Source organism: Pseudomonas sp. TE12508, assembly GCF_056279485.1.
The window spans coordinates 58585-76364 of the sequence record NZ_JBWCCN010000004.1 but is presented as its reverse complement, the minus strand read 5'-3'; the positions used below and the strand labels follow the sequence as shown (position 1 = coordinate 76364).

The following is a 17780-nucleotide window of genomic DNA, read 5'->3' as shown; positions in this document are numbered from 1 at the left end:
TCAGAAAGATCGCATCGACCGGATTACGACTGCTTCGCAGCCGAACGGGAGCAAGCTCCCTCGCCACAGGCCCTCAGCGTTTAGAGGGTTTTGACCGAAGCCGGATTGATCATCCGCGCCAACCCAAGGTTCTTCAGCGCCAACTGCAGCGAGCTGTGGATAACTTGCGGGTTGTCGATGGTCATCAGCTCAGCCAGCAATTCCTTGGCCTTGCTCAGGTTGATCTGACGCAGCATCCACTTCACTTTCGGCAAGTTGGTAGCGTTCATCGACAGGCTGTCGAAGCCCATCGCCATCAACAACACTGCCGCCGCCGGGTCACCGGCCATTTCGCCGCAGATACTTACGGGCTTGCCTTCGGCATGAGCATCACGCACCACGTTCTGCAAGGCTTGCAACACTGCCGGGTGCAGGTAGTCGTAGAGATCGGCCACCCGCGGGTTGTTGCGGTCCACGGCCAGCAGGTACTGAGTCAGGTCGTTGGAGCCGACCGACAGGAAGTCCACTTGTCGCGCCAGTTCCCTGGTCTGATACACCGCCGCCGGAATCTCGATCATCACGCCAACCGGCGGCATCGGCACGTCGGTGCCTTCGTCGCGGACTTCGCCCCAGGCCCGATGAATCAGGTGCAGGGCTTCTTCCAGTTCATGGATGCCGGAAATCATCGGCAGCAGAATGCGCAGGTTGTTCAGGCCTTCGCTGGCCTTGAGCATGGCGCGGGTCTGCACCAGGAAGATTTCCGGATGGTCGAGGGTCACACGAATGCCGCGCCAGCCGAGGAACGGGTTGTCTTCCTTGATCGGGAAGTACGACAGCGCCTTGTCGCCGCCGATGTCCAGGCTGCGCATGGTCACCGGTTGCGGATGGAACGCGGCGAGCTGCTCGCGATAGATTGCCAGCTGCTCCTTTTCGCTCGGGAAGCGCTGGTTGATCATGAACGGCACTTCGGTGCGGTATAGACCCACGCCTTCGGCACCGCGCTTCTGCGCCCGCGCCACGTCCGCCAGCAGACCGGTGTTGACCCACAGCGGCATGCGGTGACCGTCGACCGTTACACACGGCAAGTCTCGCAATGCATCCAGCCCGAGGGCCAGCTGTTTCTCTTCCTCGACCACCTCGGCGAACTGCTTGCGCAGCACGTCACTGGGGTTGGTATAGACCTCACCGTGGTAGCCGTCGACGATCATCTGGATGCCGTCGACCTTGGAGTACGGCAAGTCGACCAGGCCCATCACCGTCGGAATACCCATGGCGCGCGCCAGGATCGCCACGTGGGAGTTGCCGGAGCCGAGTACCGACACCAGACCCACCAGCTTGCCTTCCGGCACCTCGCCGAGCATCGCCGGCGTCAGTTCTTCGCTGACCAGAATGGTGTTGTCGGGGTAGACCAGGGTCTGCTGCCGCTCTTCCTGCAGATAAGCCAGCAAGCGCCGCCCGAGATCCTTGACGTCCGAGGCGCGCTCACGCAAGTAGGCGTCGTCCATCAATTCGAATCGGTTGACGTGTTCGGTGACCACCTGACGCAACGCGCCCTGAGCCCACTGACCGGTCTTGATCACCGTGGTGATTTCGCTGCCGAGCGAGGCATCGTCGAGCATCATCAGGTAAACGTCGAACAGCGCCCGCTCTTCAGGCCGCAGTTGGGTCGCCAGCTTGGCGGACAAGGCCCGCATGTCGGCGCGCACACCTTCGATGGCGGTCTTGAACAGGCCAAGTTCCGCGTTGATGTCGGTGATGGTCTTGTCCGGCACCACATCCAGATCGGCCGGCGGCAGCATGACAACCGCGGTTCCGACCGCCGCGCCCGGCGAACCCGGTACACCGACGAACTTTGCTTCCTGGATACCTTTGCCCTGCCGACCCAGGCCACGGATCGAACCGGTGGCCTCGGCGTGGGCGATAACGCCGGCAAGTTGCGCGCTCATGGTCACGAGGAAGGCTTCTTCACCTTCATCGAACTGGCGGCGTTCTTTTTGCTGAATGACCAACACGCCGACAACGCGACGGTGGTGAATGATCGGCGCCCCGAGGAACGAGGCGTAGCGCTCTTCACCGGTCTCGGCGAAGTAACGGTAGCGCGGGTGATCCGCGGCGTTTTCGAGGTTCAGGGGTTCTTCACGCGTGCCGACCAGGCCGACCAGACCTTCGTTGGGTGCCATGCTGACTTTGCCGATCGAGCGCTTGTTCAAGCCCTCGGTGGCCATCAGCACGAAGCGATTGGTCTCGGGGTCAAGCAAGTAGACCGAGCAGACCTGGCTGCCCATGGCCTCTTTGACGCGCAACACAATAATCCCCAACGCCGCCTTGAGATCCTTGGCGGAGTTAACTTCCTGGACGATCTTGCGCAGCGTATTGAGCATGGCTCGGGGTCGAACTCCGTCGTCAGTCGCGCGCTAAAAGGCGCGGGGCAAGCTCTTTGAGAGCGCGGCGATAAACCTCGCGCTTGAATGTCACCACCTGGCCCAACGGATACCAATAACTGACCCAACGCCAGCCATCGAATTCCGGTTTACCGGTCAAATCCATCCGCACCCGCTGCTCGTTGGAGATCAGGCGCAGGAGAAACCATTTCTGCTTCTGGCCGATGCACAGCGGTTGGCTATGCGTCCTGACCAGACGTTGCGGCAAACGATAGCGCAACCAGCCCCGGGTGCAGGCGAGTATTTCAACATCTTCGCGCTCCAGGCCCACTTCTTCGTTCAACTCGCGGTACAAGGCGTCTTCCGGCGTCTCCTGGGGGTTGATCCCTCCCTGTGGAAACTGCCAGGCATCTTGATTGATACGGCGAGCCCATAGCACCTGGCCGGCATCATTCGTCAGAATGATCCCGACATTGGGGCGGAAACCATCGGGGTCGATCACGGCAACAACCTCGCAAACGCATGTCGTCGCATTGTTCCACAAAGGTTGTGAAAGCAGCAACGAGCCGACCTACCTTATGTGCACTCTTGTGAAAAGTCCGTATTCTGGACACCTTTCTACAGACTTTTCAGCGAGTAACTGTAATGCGGCTGGCTTTATTCGACTTGGACAACACGCTTCTGGGCGGTGACAGTGACCACGCCTGGGGCGACTATCTGTGCGAACGCGGTTTCCTCGACGCCGTCGCCTACAAGGCACGCAACGACGAGTTCTATCAGGATTACCTGGCCGGCAAGCTGGATAACGACGCGTACCTGAACTTCTGCCTGGAAGTTCTCGGCCGCACCGAGATGGCCACGCTGGATCAATGGCACCTGGACTACATGCGCGACTGCATCGAACCGATCGTGCTGCCCAAAGGCATCGAACTGCTGGCCAAGCACCGTGAGGCCGGCGACAAACTGGTGATCATCACCGCCACCAACCGCTTTGTGACCGGGCCGATTGCAGCACGTTTAGGCGTTGAAACCCTGATCGCCACCGAATGCGAAATGATCGACGGCCGTTACAGTGGGCGCAGCACCGACGTTCCGTGCTTCCGTGAAGGCAAGGTGACCCGGTTGAATCGTTGGCTGCAAGAGACTGGCCACAATCTGGAAGACAGCTATTTCTACAGCGATTCGATGAATGACTTGTCGCTGCTGGAACAGGTGGCGAATCCGATTGCTGTTGATCCGGATCCTAATTTGCGGGCCGAGGCCGAGAAGCGTGGCTGGCCGGTGATTAGCCTGCGCGACTGAAACCGCTTTCGCGAGCAAGCCCGCTCCCACATTTGATCTGCGTCGTACACAAAATCTGTGTTCGCTGAAGATCTAGTGTGGGAGCGGGCTTGCTCGCGAAGGGGTCGACTCGATCGGAAACCTTAAACCGGCTTGGCGCCCATCAGCCCCGCAATCGCGATAAAACAAACAACGCTGAACAATGCGAGGGCGAAGGTAAACTTGCCATTGCCTCCCGGAACAGTGCGCAGCCGATTCAGCCGCACCACCAGCCAGAACCAGCCCAACGCCGCCACGGTGTAGAGCACACTGGAAGCCAGCAGCCAGGTCTGCCCCAACGGCCAGCCCACCAGATGCACCATCCACCAACCGGTGAACGGCATGCTCAACAGTGCCAGCCCCATCAATAGCCAGATGAACACCAGCGGTCGTTGCAAAGTACGAGCGTGAGCGCTCGCGTCGCCGTTACGGCGGGCGCGCCAGACCCAGATCGACAACCCCAGTGCGCTGATCAACAGCAATACCGTCGCCACGCCATGAGCGATTTTGAGGGCGGTTAACGTTTCCATTGTTCGATTTCCTTATGGCCTGCCGATCAGCGTAGCCGCTCAGCCGAGAAACAGCTGATAGGCCGGGTTGTCGCTTTCGTCCCAGTACGGGTAGCCGATTTCTTCCAGCGCGGCCGGTACCAGATGACGCTCGTCGTGCGGCACTTGCAGGCCCGCGACTACACGGCCATCGGCCGCGCCGTGGTTGCGGTAGTGGAACATCGAAATGTTCCAGCGCCCGCCGAGCTTGTTGAGGAAGTTGAACAACGCACCCGGACGCTCCGGAAACTCAAAGCGCAGCACCACTTCATCGACCACATGGACAGCACGCCCGCCAACCATATGGCGAATGTGCAACTTGGCCAGTTCGTTGTCGGTCAGGTCGAGCACCGGGAAACCCTGCTCGGAGAGACTGGCGAGCAGCGCACTGCGCGGGTCGTTTTCCGGATGCGTCTGCACGCCGACAAAGATGTGCGCTTCGCTGCCGGTGTTGTAGCGGTAGTTGAATTCGGTGATCTGGCGCTTGCCGATGGCTTCGCAGAACGCCTTGAAACTGCCCGGTTTCTCGGGGATGGTCACGGCGATGATGGCTTCGCGACCCTCGCCCAGTTCAGCGCGTTCGGCCACGTGGCGCAAGCGGTCGAAGTTGACGTTGGCGCCGGAATCGATGGCCACGAAGGTGTGGCCGGTGACACCGCGCTGCTCGACATACTTCTTGATCCCGGCCACGCCCAAGGCGCCGGCAGGCTCAGTGATCGAGCGGGTATCGTCGTAGATATCCTTGATTGCCGCACAGATCTCGTCGGTGCTGACAGTGATCACTTCGTCTACGTAGTCTTTGCAGATGTCGAAAGTGTGCTGGCCGATCTGAGCCACGGCAACGCCATCGGCGAAGAGCCCCACGGTCGGCAGCACCACGCGCTCGCCGGCCGCCATGGCGGCTTGCAGGCAGTTGGAGTCATCCGGTTCGACGCCGATGATTTTGATGTCCGGGCGCAGGTATTTCACGTACGCCGCAATCCCGGCGATCAGCCCGCCGCCGCCCACCGGAACGAAGATCGCATCCAGACGCCCCGGGTGCTGGCGCAGAATCTCCATGGCCACCGTGCCCTGCCCGGCAATGGTGTGGGGATCATCGTAAGGGTGAATGTAGACGTAGCCTTTTTCGTCGACCAGTTTCAGCGAGTAGGCCAGGGCTTCCGGGAACGAATCCCCGTGCAGCACCACTTTACCGCCACGCGAGCGCACACCTTCGACCTTGATTTCCGGGGTGGTCTTGGGCATCACGATGGTCGCTTTCACGCCCAGAACCTTGGCCGCCAGGGCCAGGCCTTGCGCATGGTTGCCCGCCGACGCGGTGACCACGCCGCGAGCGCGCTCATCATCGCTCAGTTGCGTCAGCTTGTTATAGGCGCCGCGAATCTTGAACGAAAACACCGGCTGCAAGTCTTCACGCTTGAGCCAGATATCGTTGCCCAGCCGCTCGGAGAGCTGGCGGGCAGTCTGCAATGGGGTTTCTACGGCAACGTCATAAACGCGCGAGGTGAGGATCTTTTTGACGTACTGTTCGAGCATCGGAAAGCATCACTGAGCGGGTTGGGCAGGGCCAAGGAGTCTAACCCGGCTTTTGGGCGGACGACCACACTAAACAGGTGGTTTTAAGGTCAGACGCAATACCTGTGGCGAGGGGGCTTGCCCCCGTTCGGCTGCGAAGCAGTCGTAAAACCTATGAATCCGGTGCGGCTGGAAGAATGCAGAGGAGCGCTTCGCACTCCAACGGGGGCAAGCCCCCTCGCCACAAAAGCCAACGCGCGCCGCCTGCCAATCGGGCAATGACCTTCCCCATCGCGAGGCCTATAATGCCGGCCTTTCGTCCCCTCTTCGGCACTTCGGAGCCCGCATGACCCAGGATCAACTCAAACAGGCAGTGGCTCAGGCCGCCGTCGACTTCATCCTTCCGAAACTCGACGACAAGAGCATCGTCGGGGTCGGCACCGGCTCCACCGCCAATTGCTTCATCGATGCCCTGGCCAAGCACAAAGGCGCGTTCGATGGCGCGGTCGCCAGCTCCGAAGCCACCGCCGCCCGCCTCAAAGGCCACGGCATTCCGGTGTATGAGCTCAATACCGTCAGCGACCTGGAGTTCTACGTCGATGGCGCCGATGAAAGCGACGCGCACCTGAACCTGATCAAGGGCGGCGGCGCGGCCCTGACCCGCGAGAAGATCGTGGCGGCCGTGGCCAAGACCTTCATCTGCATCGCCGACGCCAGCAAACTGGTGCCGGTGCTTGGCGCCTTCCCGCTGCCGGTGGAAGTGATCCCGATGGCCCGCAGCCACGTGGCCCGCCAACTGGTGAAGCTCGGCGGCGACCCGGTCTACCGTGAAGGCGTGCTGACCGACAACGGCAACATCATCCTCGACGTGTTCAACATGCAGATCACCAACCCGGTGGAGCTGGAAACACAGATCAACGCCATCGTCGGCGTGGTCACCAACGGCTTGTTCGCAGCCCGCCCGGCCGATTTGCTGCTGTTGGGGACGAGCGAAGGCGTGAAAACCCTGCGCGCCGAGTAAGCGAAATCGCCCGGATTTATGGGCAAATGAAATACCTGTGGGAGCGGGCTTGCCCGCGATGAGGCCGTAACATTCAACATTGATGTTGACTGAAAGGCCGCCATCGCGGGCAAGCCCGCTCCCACAGTGTTTTGCGGTGTTGGTTAGTTTTGCGGTGGTTTTTTGAAGACGTAGAACAGATTTGGCTCGCTGACAAGGTACAGGGTGCCGTCGTCGTCCATGGCGATGCCTTCCGCTTGCGGTACAGTTTTCTGCAATCCCTGACGCCCCTTGCTCAGTGACAGGGTGGTCAGCGGTCGCCCGTCAACGTCCAGCTCCAGAATCAGTCGCGATTCATCGGACAGCGCCAGCAGATGGCCGCTACGCTCATCGTATTGCAGGCTCGACAGGTCTCGCACGAACATCCCGGCATCGCGCTTGGGGTTGTTCACCACATGCACCGCGTAGGACTTCTCCGGGTTGTAGTGCGGGAAGCCCTGCACTTCGTAGATCAGCATCGGATCGCGCTCCTTGGCAACGAACAAGCGCTTGCCCACCGAGTCATAGGCCAACCCTTCGAAACCCTTATTGCCACGCATATGCACGCCGAGGGTGATCTGTTCAGCGTCGGCGGCATCAAGGAACGTCGTGTCCGCCTCCAGATGAATCTTGATCAACCGTTGCTGGCGCTCGTCGGTGATCACGTAAGTGTCAGCGCTGATGAACTCCACTGCCTCCGGGTCGCCAAACCCGATCAGTGCCACACGCCGCAGGATTTTGCCTTCCAGGGACAATTCGATCAGTTCGGCATTTTTGTTGGTAACCGTGAACAGGCTTTTGCGCACGGGATCGAAGGTCAGCGCCGAAACATCGTCATCCAGACCGTCAATGACTTGCGCCTCGATCGTTACCTGATATTGATCCAGGCCAATCGACTGGGCATTCATCGGCTGCCATAACGTCTGCACATTGAACCAGGTGCGCTCGAACAGGCGCAGGTATTGGCCGACGGCAACCAGCATGATCAGCGCAATGACCGACAGGATCAGTATCAGGGGTTTGGGACGGGCAAGTCGGCGCATTCAGGCGGGCTCGGAAACAAGACGGGCGGATGAAATACCACGGCAGTATGAATTCAAGCTTAATGGCCAATGGCCTTTGACGACAATTGCCGAACTCCTACGGTTGTTTTTCGAAGCGATAGAACAGGTTCGGCTCACTCACAATGTACAGCGTGCCCGCTTCGTCCATCGTCACGCCTTCGGCACGAGGAATGGTTTTTTTCAGACCATTGAAACCACCCAGCAGAGTCATGAAACTGACCTGCTCGCCGTTTTCGTCCAATTCCAGCAACAAGTGAGAGTCGGCGGACAGCACCAAGGTATGCCCGGTGCGCGGATCGATGGCCAAGGCCGACAGGTTGCGGATATCCAGTTCGTCGCTGGACAGCTTTTGCTTGTCGCCCTTGAGGATTTGGCTGCCATCGCTTTTCCAGCTGAACAGCGCCGGCGGACGCTCTTCGCCCAGCAGCAGTTGCTGGTTACGCGCATCCCAAACGATCGCCTCGAAGGCCTTATTCTGGTTTTTCGACGGGCCCAGGTCGTATTTCGGGAAACTGGCGATATTCAGTTCCCGGGTATCGGCATCGACCTTGACGATGGAAAGCAGGTGTTTGCGCTCATCGGTAATTGCCAGCAAACCGTTGCCCATGACCGCTACCGCTTCCGGGTTGCCCCAACCCACCAGCGGCATCTTGCGCAACACATCGCCCTGCAACGTCAGCTCGACCAGGAACGGGTTCTTGCCCATCACCGCAAACAGGGTTTTGGTCTGCGGGTCATAAGAAACATCTGACGCTTCGTCCTTCTCCATGCCCGGCAGCAACTTGGCGTCGATCACCGCCCGGTAATCCGGCAGCCAGATACTCTCTTTTCGCTCGGCCGGGCTTTCGAAACGCTCCATCACCCAGAGCACGCCGCGATCATCCCAGTGCATCGCAAACACGAGGCCATACACAGCAGCCGCTACCAGCAAAAGCCAGGAATACCAACGCATGACAAAGCGCGAGCGGCGGGCAGTTTTCAGCTTGGACAGCGGTTGGGTGGCCATGCAGGGATGTGTTCCAGAAATTCAGGCTATGGGTAATAGCACATTGGGACTGGCTCAGACGCCAGAAGCCCCGGAATTATCCGGACAGTATGTGAAAAAAACGGGAAATGGCGGGATTGCCCTGCGTGGGCGATCACGAAAACCAATGTGGGAGCGAGCCTGCTCGCGATGGCGGTGTAACAGCCAACATAGATGTTGGATGTTATGGACTCATCGCGAGCAGGCTCGCTCCCACAGGTTTTGCGGTGTTTGTGTGCTAGCGCACGCTGCTGGTGAAGCGGCTGGCGCCTGGCAGTTCGAGCACCAGTTCGTCACCGACATTCAGCGGGCCAACACCCACCGGCGTACCGGTGAGGATCACGTCACCGGCCTGCAGCGAGAAGCAACCGGCCATGTACTGGATCATCGGCACGATCGGATTCAGCATGTCCTTGCTGTTGCCATCCTGGCGCACTTCACCATTGATGGTCAGGCGGATACCGATGTCGGTCAGGTCGGCGAAGGTGCTGCCAGCCACGAACGGCGCAATCACTGCCGCGCCGTCGAAGGACTTGGCGATTTCCCACGGCAGGCCCTTGGCTTTCAGTTCGGCCTGTTTGTCGCGCAGGGTCAGGTCCAGAGCAGGGGCGATGCCGGAGATGGCATCCAGTACTTCTTCACGGCTCGGCTTGGTCGACAGTGGCTTGCCGATCAACACGGCGATTTCCGCTTCGTAATGCACCGAGCCACGTTCGGTCGGAATACTGAAACCGCCTTCCAGCGGCACCACGCAACTGCCCGGTTTGATAAACAGCAGTGGCTCAGTAGGCACCGGGTTGTCCAGTTCCTTGGCGTGTTCGGCGTAGTTACGGCCGATGCACACCACTTTCCCCAACGGGAAATGAATACGCGTACCGTCGACATACTGGTGCTGATAGCTCATTACCGACTCCTGTTTCGTAGTTCTTAAATTCCAAGTCAAACAGCGAAAATCTTGCCAGGGTTCATGATGCCGTTAGGGTCGAACACCGCTTTGACGGCTTTCATGTACTCGATCTCAACCGGCGAGCGACTGTAGGCCAAGTAATCACGCTTGGTCATGCCCACGCCATGTTCGGCGGAAATCGAACCGTTGTACTTCTCCACGGTTTCGAACACCCATTTGTTGACGGTCGCGCATTTGGCGAAGAACTCGTCCTTGCTCAGGTTGTCCGGCTTGAGGATGTTCAAATGCAGGTTGCCGTCGCCGATGTGGCCGAACCAGACGATTTCGAAATCCGGGTAATGTTCGCCGACGATCGCGTCGATTTCTTTCAGGAACGCCGGGACTTTCGACACAGTGACCGAAATGTCGTTCTTGTACGGCGTCCAGTGGGAGATGGTTTCGGAGATGTACTCGCGCAACTTCCAAAGGTTCTGCAACTGGGTTTCGCTCTGGCTCATCACGCCGTCCAGTACCCAGCCCTGCTCGACGCAGTGCTCGAAGGTTTCCAGGGCATGATTGGCCACTTCTTCGGTGGTCGCTTCGAATTCCAGCAGCGCGTAGAACGGGCAATCGGATTCGAACGGCGCCGGTACGTCACCGCGGGCCATAACCTTGGCCAAGGCTTTATCGGAGAAGAATTCGAAGGCAGTCAGGTCAAGCTTGCTCTGGAACGCGTGCAATACCGGCATGATCGAATCGAAATCGGCAGTGCCGAGGACCATCGCGGTGAGGTTTTTCGGCGCACGGTCCAGACGCATGGTGGCCTCGACCACAAAACCCAGGGTGCCTTCGGCGCCGATGAACAGCTGACGCAGGTCGTAGCCGGTGGCGTTCTTGATCAGATCTTTATTCAGCTCCAGCAGATCGCCCTTGCCGGTGACGACTTTCATGCCGGCCACCCAGTTGCGGGTCATGCCGTAGCGAATCACCTTGATCCCGCCGGCATTGGTGCCGATGTTGCCGCCAATCTGGCTGGAACCTGCCGAAGCGAAATCCACCGGGTAGTACAGACCGTGCTCTTCGGCCTTGTTCTGCAATTGCTCGGTGACCACGCCCGGCTGACAAACGGCCGTGCGATCAGTCAGGTTCACGTCGAGGATCTGGTTCATGTAGTCGAAGGACACGACCACTTCGCCATTGGCTGCCACGGCCGCAGCCGAAAGCCCGGTACGACCGCCAGACGGCACCAGCGCAACCTTGTGTTCATTGGCCCAACGGACAATGGCCTGGACCTGCTCGGTCGTCTTGGGAAACACAATGGCCGTCGGGGCCGGGGCGAAATGCTTGGTCCAATCCTTACCGTAAGCATTCAGGGAGTCGGCGTCGGTCAGGACCTTGCCAGGCTCAACCAGGGTCTTCAGCTCATCAATCAGCGCAGGATCGGTCATCGACAGAACTCTCGAACAATTCATGGTCATCCTGAGAACGCTTCACGTCGCAGGAATGAGTGTTTAGCGGGGTGCATATGCTAGCATATCGACCCCGCAGCATAGTGCCCAACGGCTGTCCTGCGGCGACGGCTTTCTTGCCGTCCGGGTCAGCATCTGTTGACCATTTCCTGCCATTTTTCTCCGGGATACAGGTTTACGCAGATGAGCAAGACTTCTCTCGATAAGAGCAAGATCAAGTTCCTTCTTCTCGAAGGCGTCCACCAATCGGCTGTCGACGTCCTCAAGGCGGCGGGCTACACCAGCATCGAGTACCTCACAGGTTCTCTGCCGGAAGCCCAGCTCAAGGAAAAGATCGCTGATGCTCACTTCATCGGCATTCGCTCCCGCACTCAGCTGACCGAAGAGATCTTCGATCACGCGAAGAAACTGGTGGCTGTCGGCTGTTTCTGCATCGGCACCAACCAGGTCGACCTCAACGCGGCTCGCGAACGCGGCATCGCGGTATTCAACGCGCCGTACTCCAACACTCGCTCCGTAGCCGAGCTGGTATTGGCCGAGGCGATCCTGTTGCTGCGCGGCATTCCTGAGAAGAACGCTTCCTGCCACCGCGGCGGCTGGATCAAGAGCGCAGCCAACTCCTTCGAGATCCGTGGCAAGAAGCTGGGCATCGTCGGTTACGGCTCGATCGGCACCCAACTGTCGGTTCTGGCTGAAGGCCTGGGGATGCAGGTGTACTTCTACGACACCGTGACCAAGCTGCCACTGGGTAACGCTACCCAGGTCGGCAACCTGCACGAGCTGCTGGGCATGTCCGACATCGTCACCCTGCACGTTCCGGAAACCGCAGCCACCCAGTGGATGATCGGCGAGAAGGAAATCCGCGCCATCAAGAAGGGCGGCATTCTGATCAACGCTGCTCGCGGCACTGTTGTTGAACTGGACGCCCTGGCGGACGCGATCAAGGACAAGCACCTGATCGGCGCGGCCATCGACGTATTCCCGGTGGAGCCGCGCTCCAACGAAGAAGAGTTCGAAAGCCCGCTGCGCGGCCTGGACAACGTGATCCTGACCCCGCACATCGGTGGTTCCACCGCTGAAGCGCAGGCCAACATTGGTCTGGAAGTGGCGGAAAAACTGGTCAAGTACAGCGACAACGGTACGTCGGTATCGTCCGTGAACTTCCCGGAAGTGGCTCTGCCGGCTCACCCTGGCAAGCACCGTCTGCTGCACATCCACGAGAACATTCCGGGTGTGATGAGCGAGATCAACAAGGTCTTCGCCGAAAACGGCATCAACATTTCCGGTCAGTTCCTGCAGACCAACGAGAAAGTCGGCTACGTCGTGATCGACGTCGATGCCGAATACTCGGAAATGGCGCAAGAGAAGCTGCAGCACATCAACGGCACCATTCGTTGCCGCGTGTTGTTCTGATAGTGACTTGAGTGACAAAAAAGGAGACCTTCGGGTCTCCTTTTTCATGGGCGCGACTGATGTTACTTAACGTTGACGGTGATTTTCTCCGACACGATAGGCGGATCGAACGGCATGTGGCCGCTATCGCCCAACTCCAGCTGCAAGGTGTGTTTGCCCGGCGTCAGCTTTACTTCAGCCTGGGTCTGCGCCTTGCCAAAGTGCAAATGGTTGGCATCATTCGGAATCGGGGCGCCAGCGGCTGGCAGCTTATCGACATCGATCAGCAAATGGTGATGGCCGGTGTTTTTGGTGATATCGCCCGCCGGGGCCAGCGCAATGTTCTCGACAGCGAACTTGACGACGACAGTTTGCGGAACCGTGGCTCCGTCCGCAGGAGAAACGATGGACGCTTGTGCACCTTTGGGAGCAGGTGTGGCAGCCATTGCCAGCATCGAAGCACTCAATAACAGGCCAGCCCACGCTGCACGTGACATAAAGCTTTTCATTCTCTTCTCCACTTTTTCCGTAAAATTCGCTCGACCGTGACAACTTCACGGCCATTCGTTGTCGAAGGCACACGACAACCATAGCAAAGCGAGCCTGAACAGCGCGTCGCGATAAATGAATTCAAAGGAGTGACCATGCGCTTTTTGCCTGGCCTGATCTGCCTGCTACCCTTTTTGAGCCCTTTGGCTCATGCCGAACTGATGGACGATGTAAACGACCGCGGCGAATTGCGCATTGCCCTTGAGGCTAATACACCGCCCTTCAATTTCAAGGATGACGACAAACTGACCGGCTTCGAGGTCGAGTTGGGTCAACTGCTGGCCGGCGAGCTGGATGTACGGGCCGACTTCGTCGTCACCGACTCCGGCGATCTGTTGACCGGCGTCGAAAGCGGCAAGTACGACGTCGCCATCAATCACATAGCACAGACCCCGGACCTTAAGGATCGTTTCGACTTCACCGAACCTTACATTCACACCAATGCGCAATTGATCGCGCAGAAAGAAGAGCAGCCGCGTTCAATCCTGTTGGTGCAGTCGCTGACGGAAGAAAAGCCGAAAGCCGCCCCGGCTGTGAGCCTGGCCATTCCGTTTCAGAAGGGTAACCCGGCGTTTCACGCCAGCCTGGAAAACGCCTTGCAGCGAATCAAGGCTGATGGCCGGCTGGAGGCGCTGGAACAGAAATGGTTCGGGGCGGATGCGAGTGTGGCGCCGAAACCCTGAAATCGCGGAGAAACCTGTGGGAGCGAGCCTGCTCGCGATGGGGTCATAACAGTCAACATTGATGTTGAATGTAAGACCGCTATCGCGAGCAGGCTCGCTCCCACAGTGGATTTGGGTTTGTCGTTAGTCGAGGGTTGCCAGTGCCTGCGCCGCTTCGGCCAACTCCAGCTCACTGAACACCTGCACGCCATGACGCTTGAGCAACGCCGCGGTGACACCCTCACCGCTGACCTTCACGCCACTGAACGTCCCGTCATAGGTCAACAGATTCCCGCAAGACGGGCTGTTGGCCTTGAGCACGGCAATGCGGATGCCGTGCTGTTGCACCAGCTCCAGAGCCTGATAAGCCCCCGAAAGAAACTCGGCACTGACGTCCTCGCCCTCGGTGGTGATGACCGACGCAAGGCCATCAAGCACTTCACCGCCCTGCCCGCCCGGAATCTCCGCCGCGGCCCTTGGCGTCGGCAAACCTCCGGCGACTTCCGGGCACAACGGCACCACTCGGCCTTCGGCAATCCACTGCTCCAGCAGATTGAATGGCCCACTGGCGCCGCCGTCGTAACGGACGCGGTGACCGAGCAAACAGCGGCTTACCAGAATCTTTTGCATGATCAGAACGGCTCGTTGCCACGACGGCGGAACCAGCCCGTCAACGACAGGCGATCTCGGGTTGCGGGCAGGACTTCGTGGGGGACTTCGCCCGACAGGAAGACCACCAGGCATCCGCCGGTGGGCACCACATCGTGTTCGACGCCTTCGTTCAGGTACATGCGCAACTGACCGCCATGCTCGGGCAGCCAGCCGTCATTGAGGTAGATCACAGCCGAGACCATGCGCCGGTCGTCATCGCGGAAACGGTCGACATGCTTGAGGTAAAAAGCACCCGGCGGGTACAGGGCGAAATGGCTTTCGAAATCTTCCAGGCCCAGAAACAAACTGCGATTCATCGCCTCACGCAGGCTGTTCATCAACCCCAGATAACTGTCGCAGGCCTCGACCTGACCGGGTTCGAGCCACTGGATATGGTCGCCACGAATGCCCTCGCGGATCTCCGAAAACGGCCCGCGCCCGACGGCGGCCGGGGCGAGCTCACCCTCGGCGGCACGTTTGCGGCACTCGGCCGCCAGCGCCCGGGTCAGATCCAGAGGCAGGAAAATATTCTGCTGCGACCAGCCGCGCTCAGCCAGGTCGTCGACGATACGTAACAGCAGCGGATGATCAGAGGATATTTGCATGGCGCGCATAGTATTCCTGTGCCCGCAAATCCGACAGAGCCGCGCAGCGGAGTATTGGTCGGATAAGGCACGCAACCTGATACGAATTCTCGACAAGTGCGAATGCCGCACGGAGAATAGTCGCCTGCTGACAGGAGTCCCTATGCGCCGTTTGCTTTTCTCACTGCTGATGTTCTGTGTTTTGCCCGCCTGGGCGGACGGCCACGACCAGTTGTACAAGGTCGCCGGTTGGCCAGAACAACGCGCGCATTTCAACGATGCTCTCTCCGCCGCTCAGCAGCGTTACCAGAACAGCCTGCCGCCGGCGGTGTTTCAGGCCCTGGTCAACAACAGTAATCAGCGTTTCGCCCCCAAGGCCATGGACCAGCGTGCCGAAACGCAGCTGCGCAAAAAGCTAGCCGATCCGAAACCTGCATTGACCTTCTTTCAATCGCCCTTGGGCAAGAAAATCGTCGCCGCCGAACTGCTGGCGACCCGTCGCGATCAATTGGCGAAAAACGCCAAGGGCTTGCCGAAAATGCAGGCCAGCGATACCCGTCAGCTGATCATTGGTCACCTGGCCCAAGCCCTGCCTGCCCGCGAGGCCGGCGCTGAAGTCAGCCTGGCAATAGCGGGCGTGGCGGCCGACAGCCTGAGCTCGATGATCCCCGGCCTGCTCGGTGGCGGTCAGGCACAAGGCATGCTGAACGGCCAGCGCCAGCGCCTGATGGAGCAGATCGGCGCCGACCTGAACAATACGCTGCTGTATGTCTATCGCGACCTGTCGGATGACGAGCTGGAAGAGTTCGCCACGTTTGCCGAGTCCAGTGAAGGCAAGGCTTACTATCAAGCGGCCTTGGCGGCGATTCGGGCGGGGTTGGCGGTGGGGCAGAGTACGTCGAGCCTTACTCAGTAATCTGCAGCGTCTGGACGATCGCTTTCGCGAGCAAGCCCGCTCCCACACTTGATCTCTGGCGTACATGAATTCTGTATCCGCTGGAGATCTAATGTGGGAGCGGGCTTGCTCGCGAAGAGGCCCGAACGACCGCTAGAGATTCCGCCCCTTCATCCGCTTGCTCAAAAACCCGAAATACTCCTGCCGCAATCCCGCTGACTCATTCGCCAGATGATGCCGCGCCTCAGGCAGCATCAGCACCTGCGGTCGATCGAACTTACCTCGCAATACATCAAGGTTGTGCTTCCAATCCACGGTCATGTCCGCCTGCCCCTGCACGATCAGCGGCCGCCGTGGGCTGCTTGGTGCCGCTTCGATGCGCTTGATCCACCGCCCCAGCGCACCGACCCAGGCCGTCGGCAGACGCAACGGCTGCAGCGGATCGGCTTGCAGGAATGCGAGGAAGTCAGGGTCGTTGGAGTTCTCGCTGAAACGCCGGGCGATGCCTTTTACGAACGGTTTGAGCAGGTAATAGCTGAGCTGCGACCAGCCCCAGGCTCGCGGCCGAACCAGGGGTGACAGCAGAATCACCTGCCCCTGGGCCGGACTGCTCGCGCCCTGATTGAGCACATGATCGATCACGATCGCCCCACCGGTGCTTTGCCCGCACAGGTGCCAAGGCTGCGGAAGGCCCAGCGATTGCGCCTCGGCCAACAGCCCTTGCAGCGCGCTCTGATACTCGGCGAAGTCCTTGATGCTCGCCCGTTCGCCACTGGACAAGCCATGCCCCGGCAGGTCACAGGCGATCACCGCAAAACCCTGTTCCAGCGCCCACTCGATCACATGCCGATAGAGCCCGGTGTGATCGTAGAAGCCATGAAACAAAAACAGCGTCGCCTTCGCCTGCTCGGGCCACCAGAGCTGGCTGACCACTTCATAGCCATCGACCTCGAAACGCCCCAGGCCACTGCGCAGGTTTCGCCGGGGGAAATCCAGCCCATAAAAATGCTGATAGGCCATGGCCTCGGTCGACAGCGGCTGCCACTCGGCCAATGGCCGCAGGCTGGCACGCAAATGATCGGGGTCGAAAGTGGCAGACATGGGCTATTCCAGAGCGCGAAACGGACTTTATGGGCCTGCGATATTCATCTGTCGCGGCAAGCATGGCAAGCTAGCCGACCTTCGAGGATTGAAACCCATGCGTCCGGCCTACCGCACCACACTGCTTGCCAGCCTGCTCGCCCTTGTGTGTGCCGGCGTGCTGTGGGCCGCCTACGACTGGTTTCAGGGTCGCTACTTGCGCGCCTTCAGCTCGCACACTGCGGTGTTCTCCGGCGACCCATTGCGCCTGCCGGACGAACTTGCCGGGCCCGGCGCCATTCGCCTGGTGCATTTCTGGGACCCGGCCTGCCCGTGCAATGTCGGCAACCAACAACACCTGACCGAACTGGTCGAGCAGTATGTACCGCAGGGCGTCGAGTTCTATGCGGTCCAAAAGCCCGGCAGCCACGGTCAATTGCCCGGCACATTGAGCCGCCTTAAAACCATTACTGTCCTGCCTGGTTCCGAACAGATCCCTGCCAGCCCGGCGGTGGCGATCTGGGACCGCAGTGGCAAGCTGGCGTATTTCGGTCCGTACAGCGAAGGTCTGACCTGCAATTCGAGCAACAGTTTTATCGAGCCCATTCTGCAAGCGCTGAATGAAGGCCGGGCGGTGAACGCCACCCACACACTGGCGGTGGGTTGCTACTGCCCGTGGCCTGCCGAGGTGAAGTAAGGCATTCCTGACTTTTCCAGGACCGCGATGCCCGGCACAGGAGGT

The 17780-nt window shown here is 59.6% G+C and carries 18 protein-coding genes; 6 read left to right on the top strand and 12 right to left on the bottom strand.

Translation table 11 applies throughout. From position 1 onward, the window contains the following. Window positions 1–80 precede the first annotated feature (80 nt). The gene (ptsP, locus tag ACZ9IM_RS06565; protein ID WP_008068020.1) at window positions 81–2360 is read right to left on the bottom strand and encodes a phosphoenolpyruvate--protein phosphotransferase; all 2280 of its coding nucleotides are present in this window, start codon (window positions 2358–2360) and stop codon (window positions 81–83) included. A gap of 22 nt (window positions 2361–2382) precedes the next feature. Beyond that, complete coding sequence (locus ACZ9IM_RS06560) at window positions 2383–2862, bottom strand: RNA pyrophosphohydrolase (protein WP_007897732.1); 480 nt, start codon at window positions 2860–2862, stop codon at window positions 2383–2385. A 143-nt stretch (window positions 2863–3005) separates the two neighbouring features. Between ACZ9IM_RS06560 and ACZ9IM_RS06555 the strand changes: the two genes are divergently transcribed. Then, on the top strand, window positions 3006–3662 hold the full coding sequence (locus ACZ9IM_RS06555) for a histidinol-phosphatase (protein WP_427626196.1): 657 nt from the start codon (window positions 3006–3008) through the stop codon (window positions 3660–3662). A 122-nt stretch (window positions 3663–3784) separates the two neighbouring features. Here ACZ9IM_RS06555 and ACZ9IM_RS06550 read toward each other — a convergent pair whose 3' ends face one another. Beyond that, window positions 3785–4210, bottom strand: a complete 426-nt coding sequence (locus ACZ9IM_RS06550; RefSeq protein WP_476223577.1) for a DUF2269 domain-containing protein — start codon at window positions 4208–4210, stop codon at window positions 3785–3787. 39 nt (window positions 4211–4249) lie between these two features. Then, window positions 4250–5764, bottom strand: coding sequence for a threonine ammonia-lyase, biosynthetic (ilvA, locus tag ACZ9IM_RS06545; protein WP_427626194.1), 1515 nt, complete (start codon window positions 5762–5764; stop codon window positions 4250–4252). A gap of 325 nt (window positions 5765–6089) precedes the next feature. Here ilvA and rpiA point away from each other — a divergent pair, with 325 nt between their 5' ends. Next, window positions 6090–6764 carry a ribose-5-phosphate isomerase RpiA gene (gene rpiA, locus ACZ9IM_RS06540; protein ID WP_008068012.1) on the top strand — a complete coding sequence of 225 codons (675 nt, stop codon included), beginning with the start codon at window positions 6090–6092 and terminating at the stop codon, window positions 6762–6764. Window positions 6765–6907: 143 nt separating this feature from the next. Here the strand turns inward: rpiA and ACZ9IM_RS06535 are convergent, their stop codons facing one another. The 4 genes from ACZ9IM_RS06535 to ACZ9IM_RS06520 all read right to left on the bottom strand — a co-directional run bounded on the left by ACZ9IM_RS06535 (window position 6908) and on the right by ACZ9IM_RS06520 (window position 11204). Continuing rightward, window positions 6908–7825: an SdiA-regulated domain-containing protein gene (locus ACZ9IM_RS06535; protein WP_008068010.1), complete on the bottom strand. Its 918-nt coding sequence runs from the start codon at window positions 7823–7825 to the stop codon at window positions 6908–6910. A gap of 97 nt (window positions 7826–7922) precedes the next feature. Continuing rightward, window positions 7923–8852 carry an SdiA-regulated domain-containing protein gene (locus ACZ9IM_RS06530; RefSeq protein WP_476223576.1) on the bottom strand — a complete coding sequence of 310 codons (930 nt, stop codon included), beginning with the start codon at window positions 8850–8852 and terminating at the stop codon, window positions 7923–7925. Window positions 8853–9108: 256 nt separating this feature from the next. Further along, the gene (locus ACZ9IM_RS06525) at window positions 9109–9774 is read right to left on the bottom strand and encodes a fumarylacetoacetate hydrolase family protein (RefSeq protein ID WP_008007329.1); all 666 of its coding nucleotides are present in this window, start codon (window positions 9772–9774) and stop codon (window positions 9109–9111) included. A 35-nt stretch (window positions 9775–9809) separates the two neighbouring features. Beyond that, on the bottom strand, window positions 9810–11204 hold the full coding sequence (locus ACZ9IM_RS06520) for an FAD-binding oxidoreductase (protein WP_427626216.1): 1395 nt from the start codon (window positions 11202–11204) through the stop codon (window positions 9810–9812). A gap of 204 nt (window positions 11205–11408) precedes the next feature. On the opposite strand from ACZ9IM_RS06520, the gene serA reads away from it, so the two are divergent. Then, entirely contained in the window at window positions 11409–12638 is a 1230-nt protein-coding gene (gene serA, locus ACZ9IM_RS06515; protein ID WP_007897715.1) for a phosphoglycerate dehydrogenase, read from the top strand. Window positions 12639–12700: 62 nt separating this feature from the next. On the opposite strand, the gene ACZ9IM_RS06510 is transcribed toward serA, so the two are convergent. After that, window positions 12701–13126 (bottom strand): DUF4399 domain-containing protein, encoded by a 426-nt coding sequence (locus ACZ9IM_RS06510; RefSeq protein ID WP_476223575.1) that lies wholly within the window; start codon window positions 13124–13126, stop codon window positions 12701–12703. 135 nt (window positions 13127–13261) lie between these two features. On the opposite strand from ACZ9IM_RS06510, the gene ACZ9IM_RS06505 reads away from it, so the two are divergent. Further along, window positions 13262–13849 carry a transporter substrate-binding domain-containing protein gene (locus ACZ9IM_RS06505; protein ID WP_476223574.1) on the top strand — a complete coding sequence of 196 codons (588 nt, stop codon included), beginning with the start codon at window positions 13262–13264 and terminating at the stop codon, window positions 13847–13849. Between the two features lie 123 nt (window positions 13850–13972). On the opposite strand, the gene ACZ9IM_RS06500 is transcribed toward ACZ9IM_RS06505, so the two are convergent. Both ACZ9IM_RS06500 and ACZ9IM_RS06495 read right to left on the bottom strand, forming a co-directional pair. Continuing rightward, the gene (locus ACZ9IM_RS06500) at window positions 13973–14458 is read right to left on the bottom strand and encodes a 2-thiouracil desulfurase family protein (RefSeq protein ID WP_007897710.1); all 486 of its coding nucleotides are present in this window, start codon (window positions 14456–14458) and stop codon (window positions 13973–13975) included. 2 nt (window positions 14459–14460) lie between these two features. Beyond that, on the bottom strand, window positions 14461–15093 hold the full coding sequence (locus ACZ9IM_RS06495) for a 2OG-Fe(II) oxygenase (RefSeq protein ID WP_427626188.1): 633 nt from the start codon (window positions 15091–15093) through the stop codon (window positions 14461–14463). A 133-nt stretch (window positions 15094–15226) separates the two neighbouring features. Between ACZ9IM_RS06495 and ACZ9IM_RS06490 the strand changes: the two genes are divergently transcribed. Beyond that, complete coding sequence (locus ACZ9IM_RS06490; RefSeq protein ID WP_427626187.1) at window positions 15227–15979, top strand: DUF2059 domain-containing protein; 753 nt, start codon at window positions 15227–15229, stop codon at window positions 15977–15979. A gap of 132 nt (window positions 15980–16111) precedes the next feature. Here ACZ9IM_RS06490 and bipL read toward each other — a convergent pair whose 3' ends face one another. Beyond that, a complete protein-coding gene (gene bipL / locus ACZ9IM_RS06485) occupies window positions 16112–17059 on the bottom strand; it encodes a phospholipase BipL (RefSeq protein WP_427626186.1) in 948 nt (315 codons plus the stop codon). Window positions 17060–17156: 97 nt separating this feature from the next. On the opposite strand from bipL, the gene ACZ9IM_RS06480 reads away from it, so the two are divergent. Beyond that, window positions 17157–17735: a DUF6436 domain-containing protein gene (locus ACZ9IM_RS06480; protein WP_427626185.1), complete on the top strand. Its 579-nt coding sequence runs from the start codon at window positions 17157–17159 to the stop codon at window positions 17733–17735. Window positions 17736–17780 lie beyond the last annotated feature (45 nt).

What these genes read in the sequence shown, in the direction of transcription:
- ptsP (WP_008068020.1), bottom strand. Translation starts at nt 2,360, where the DNA reads ATGCTCAATACGCTGCGCAAGATCGTCCAGGAAGTTAACTCCGCCAAG.
- ACZ9IM_RS06555 (WP_427626196.1), top strand. Translation starts at nt 3,006, where the DNA reads ATGCGGCTGGCTTTATTCGACTTGGACAACACGCTTCTGGGCGGTGAC.
- ACZ9IM_RS06550 (WP_476223577.1), bottom strand. Translation starts at nt 4,210, where the DNA reads ATGGAAACGTTAACCGCCCTCAAAATCGCTCATGGCGTGGCGACGGTA.
- ilvA (WP_427626194.1), bottom strand. Translation starts at nt 5,764, where the DNA reads ATGCTCGAACAGTACGTCAAAAAGATCCTCACCTCGCGCGTTTATGAC.
- rpiA (WP_008068012.1), top strand. Translation starts at nt 6,090, where the DNA reads ATGACCCAGGATCAACTCAAACAGGCAGTGGCTCAGGCCGCCGTCGAC.
- ACZ9IM_RS06535 (WP_008068010.1), bottom strand. Translation starts at nt 7,825, where the DNA reads ATGCGCCGACTTGCCCGTCCCAAACCCCTGATACTGATCCTGTCGGTC.
- ACZ9IM_RS06530 (WP_476223576.1), bottom strand. Translation starts at nt 8,852, where the DNA reads ATGGCCACCCAACCGCTGTCCAAGCTGAAAACTGCCCGCCGCTCGCGC.
- ACZ9IM_RS06525 (WP_008007329.1), bottom strand. Translation starts at nt 9,774, where the DNA reads ATGAGCTATCAGCACCAGTATGTCGACGGTACGCGTATTCATTTCCCG.
- ACZ9IM_RS06520 (WP_427626216.1), bottom strand. Translation starts at nt 11,204, where the DNA reads ATGACCGATCCTGCGCTGATTGATGAGCTGAAGACCCTGGTTGAGCCT.
- serA (WP_007897715.1), top strand. Translation starts at nt 11,409, where the DNA reads ATGAGCAAGACTTCTCTCGATAAGAGCAAGATCAAGTTCCTTCTTCTC.
- ACZ9IM_RS06510 (WP_476223575.1), bottom strand. Translation starts at nt 13,126, where the DNA reads ATGAAAAGCTTTATGTCACGTGCAGCGTGGGCTGGCCTGTTATTGAGT.
- ACZ9IM_RS06505 (WP_476223574.1), top strand. Translation starts at nt 13,262, where the DNA reads ATGCGCTTTTTGCCTGGCCTGATCTGCCTGCTACCCTTTTTGAGCCCT.
- ACZ9IM_RS06500 (WP_007897710.1), bottom strand. Translation starts at nt 14,458, where the DNA reads ATGCAAAAGATTCTGGTAAGCCGCTGTTTGCTCGGTCACCGCGTCCGT.
- ACZ9IM_RS06495 (WP_427626188.1), bottom strand. Translation starts at nt 15,093, where the DNA reads ATGCGCGCCATGCAAATATCCTCTGATCATCCGCTGCTGTTACGTATC.
- ACZ9IM_RS06490 (WP_427626187.1), top strand. Translation starts at nt 15,227, where the DNA reads ATGCGCCGTTTGCTTTTCTCACTGCTGATGTTCTGTGTTTTGCCCGCC.
- bipL (WP_427626186.1), bottom strand. Translation starts at nt 17,059, where the DNA reads ATGTCTGCCACTTTCGACCCCGATCATTTGCGTGCCAGCCTGCGGCCA.
- ACZ9IM_RS06480 (WP_427626185.1), top strand. Translation starts at nt 17,157, where the DNA reads ATGCGTCCGGCCTACCGCACCACACTGCTTGCCAGCCTGCTCGCCCTT.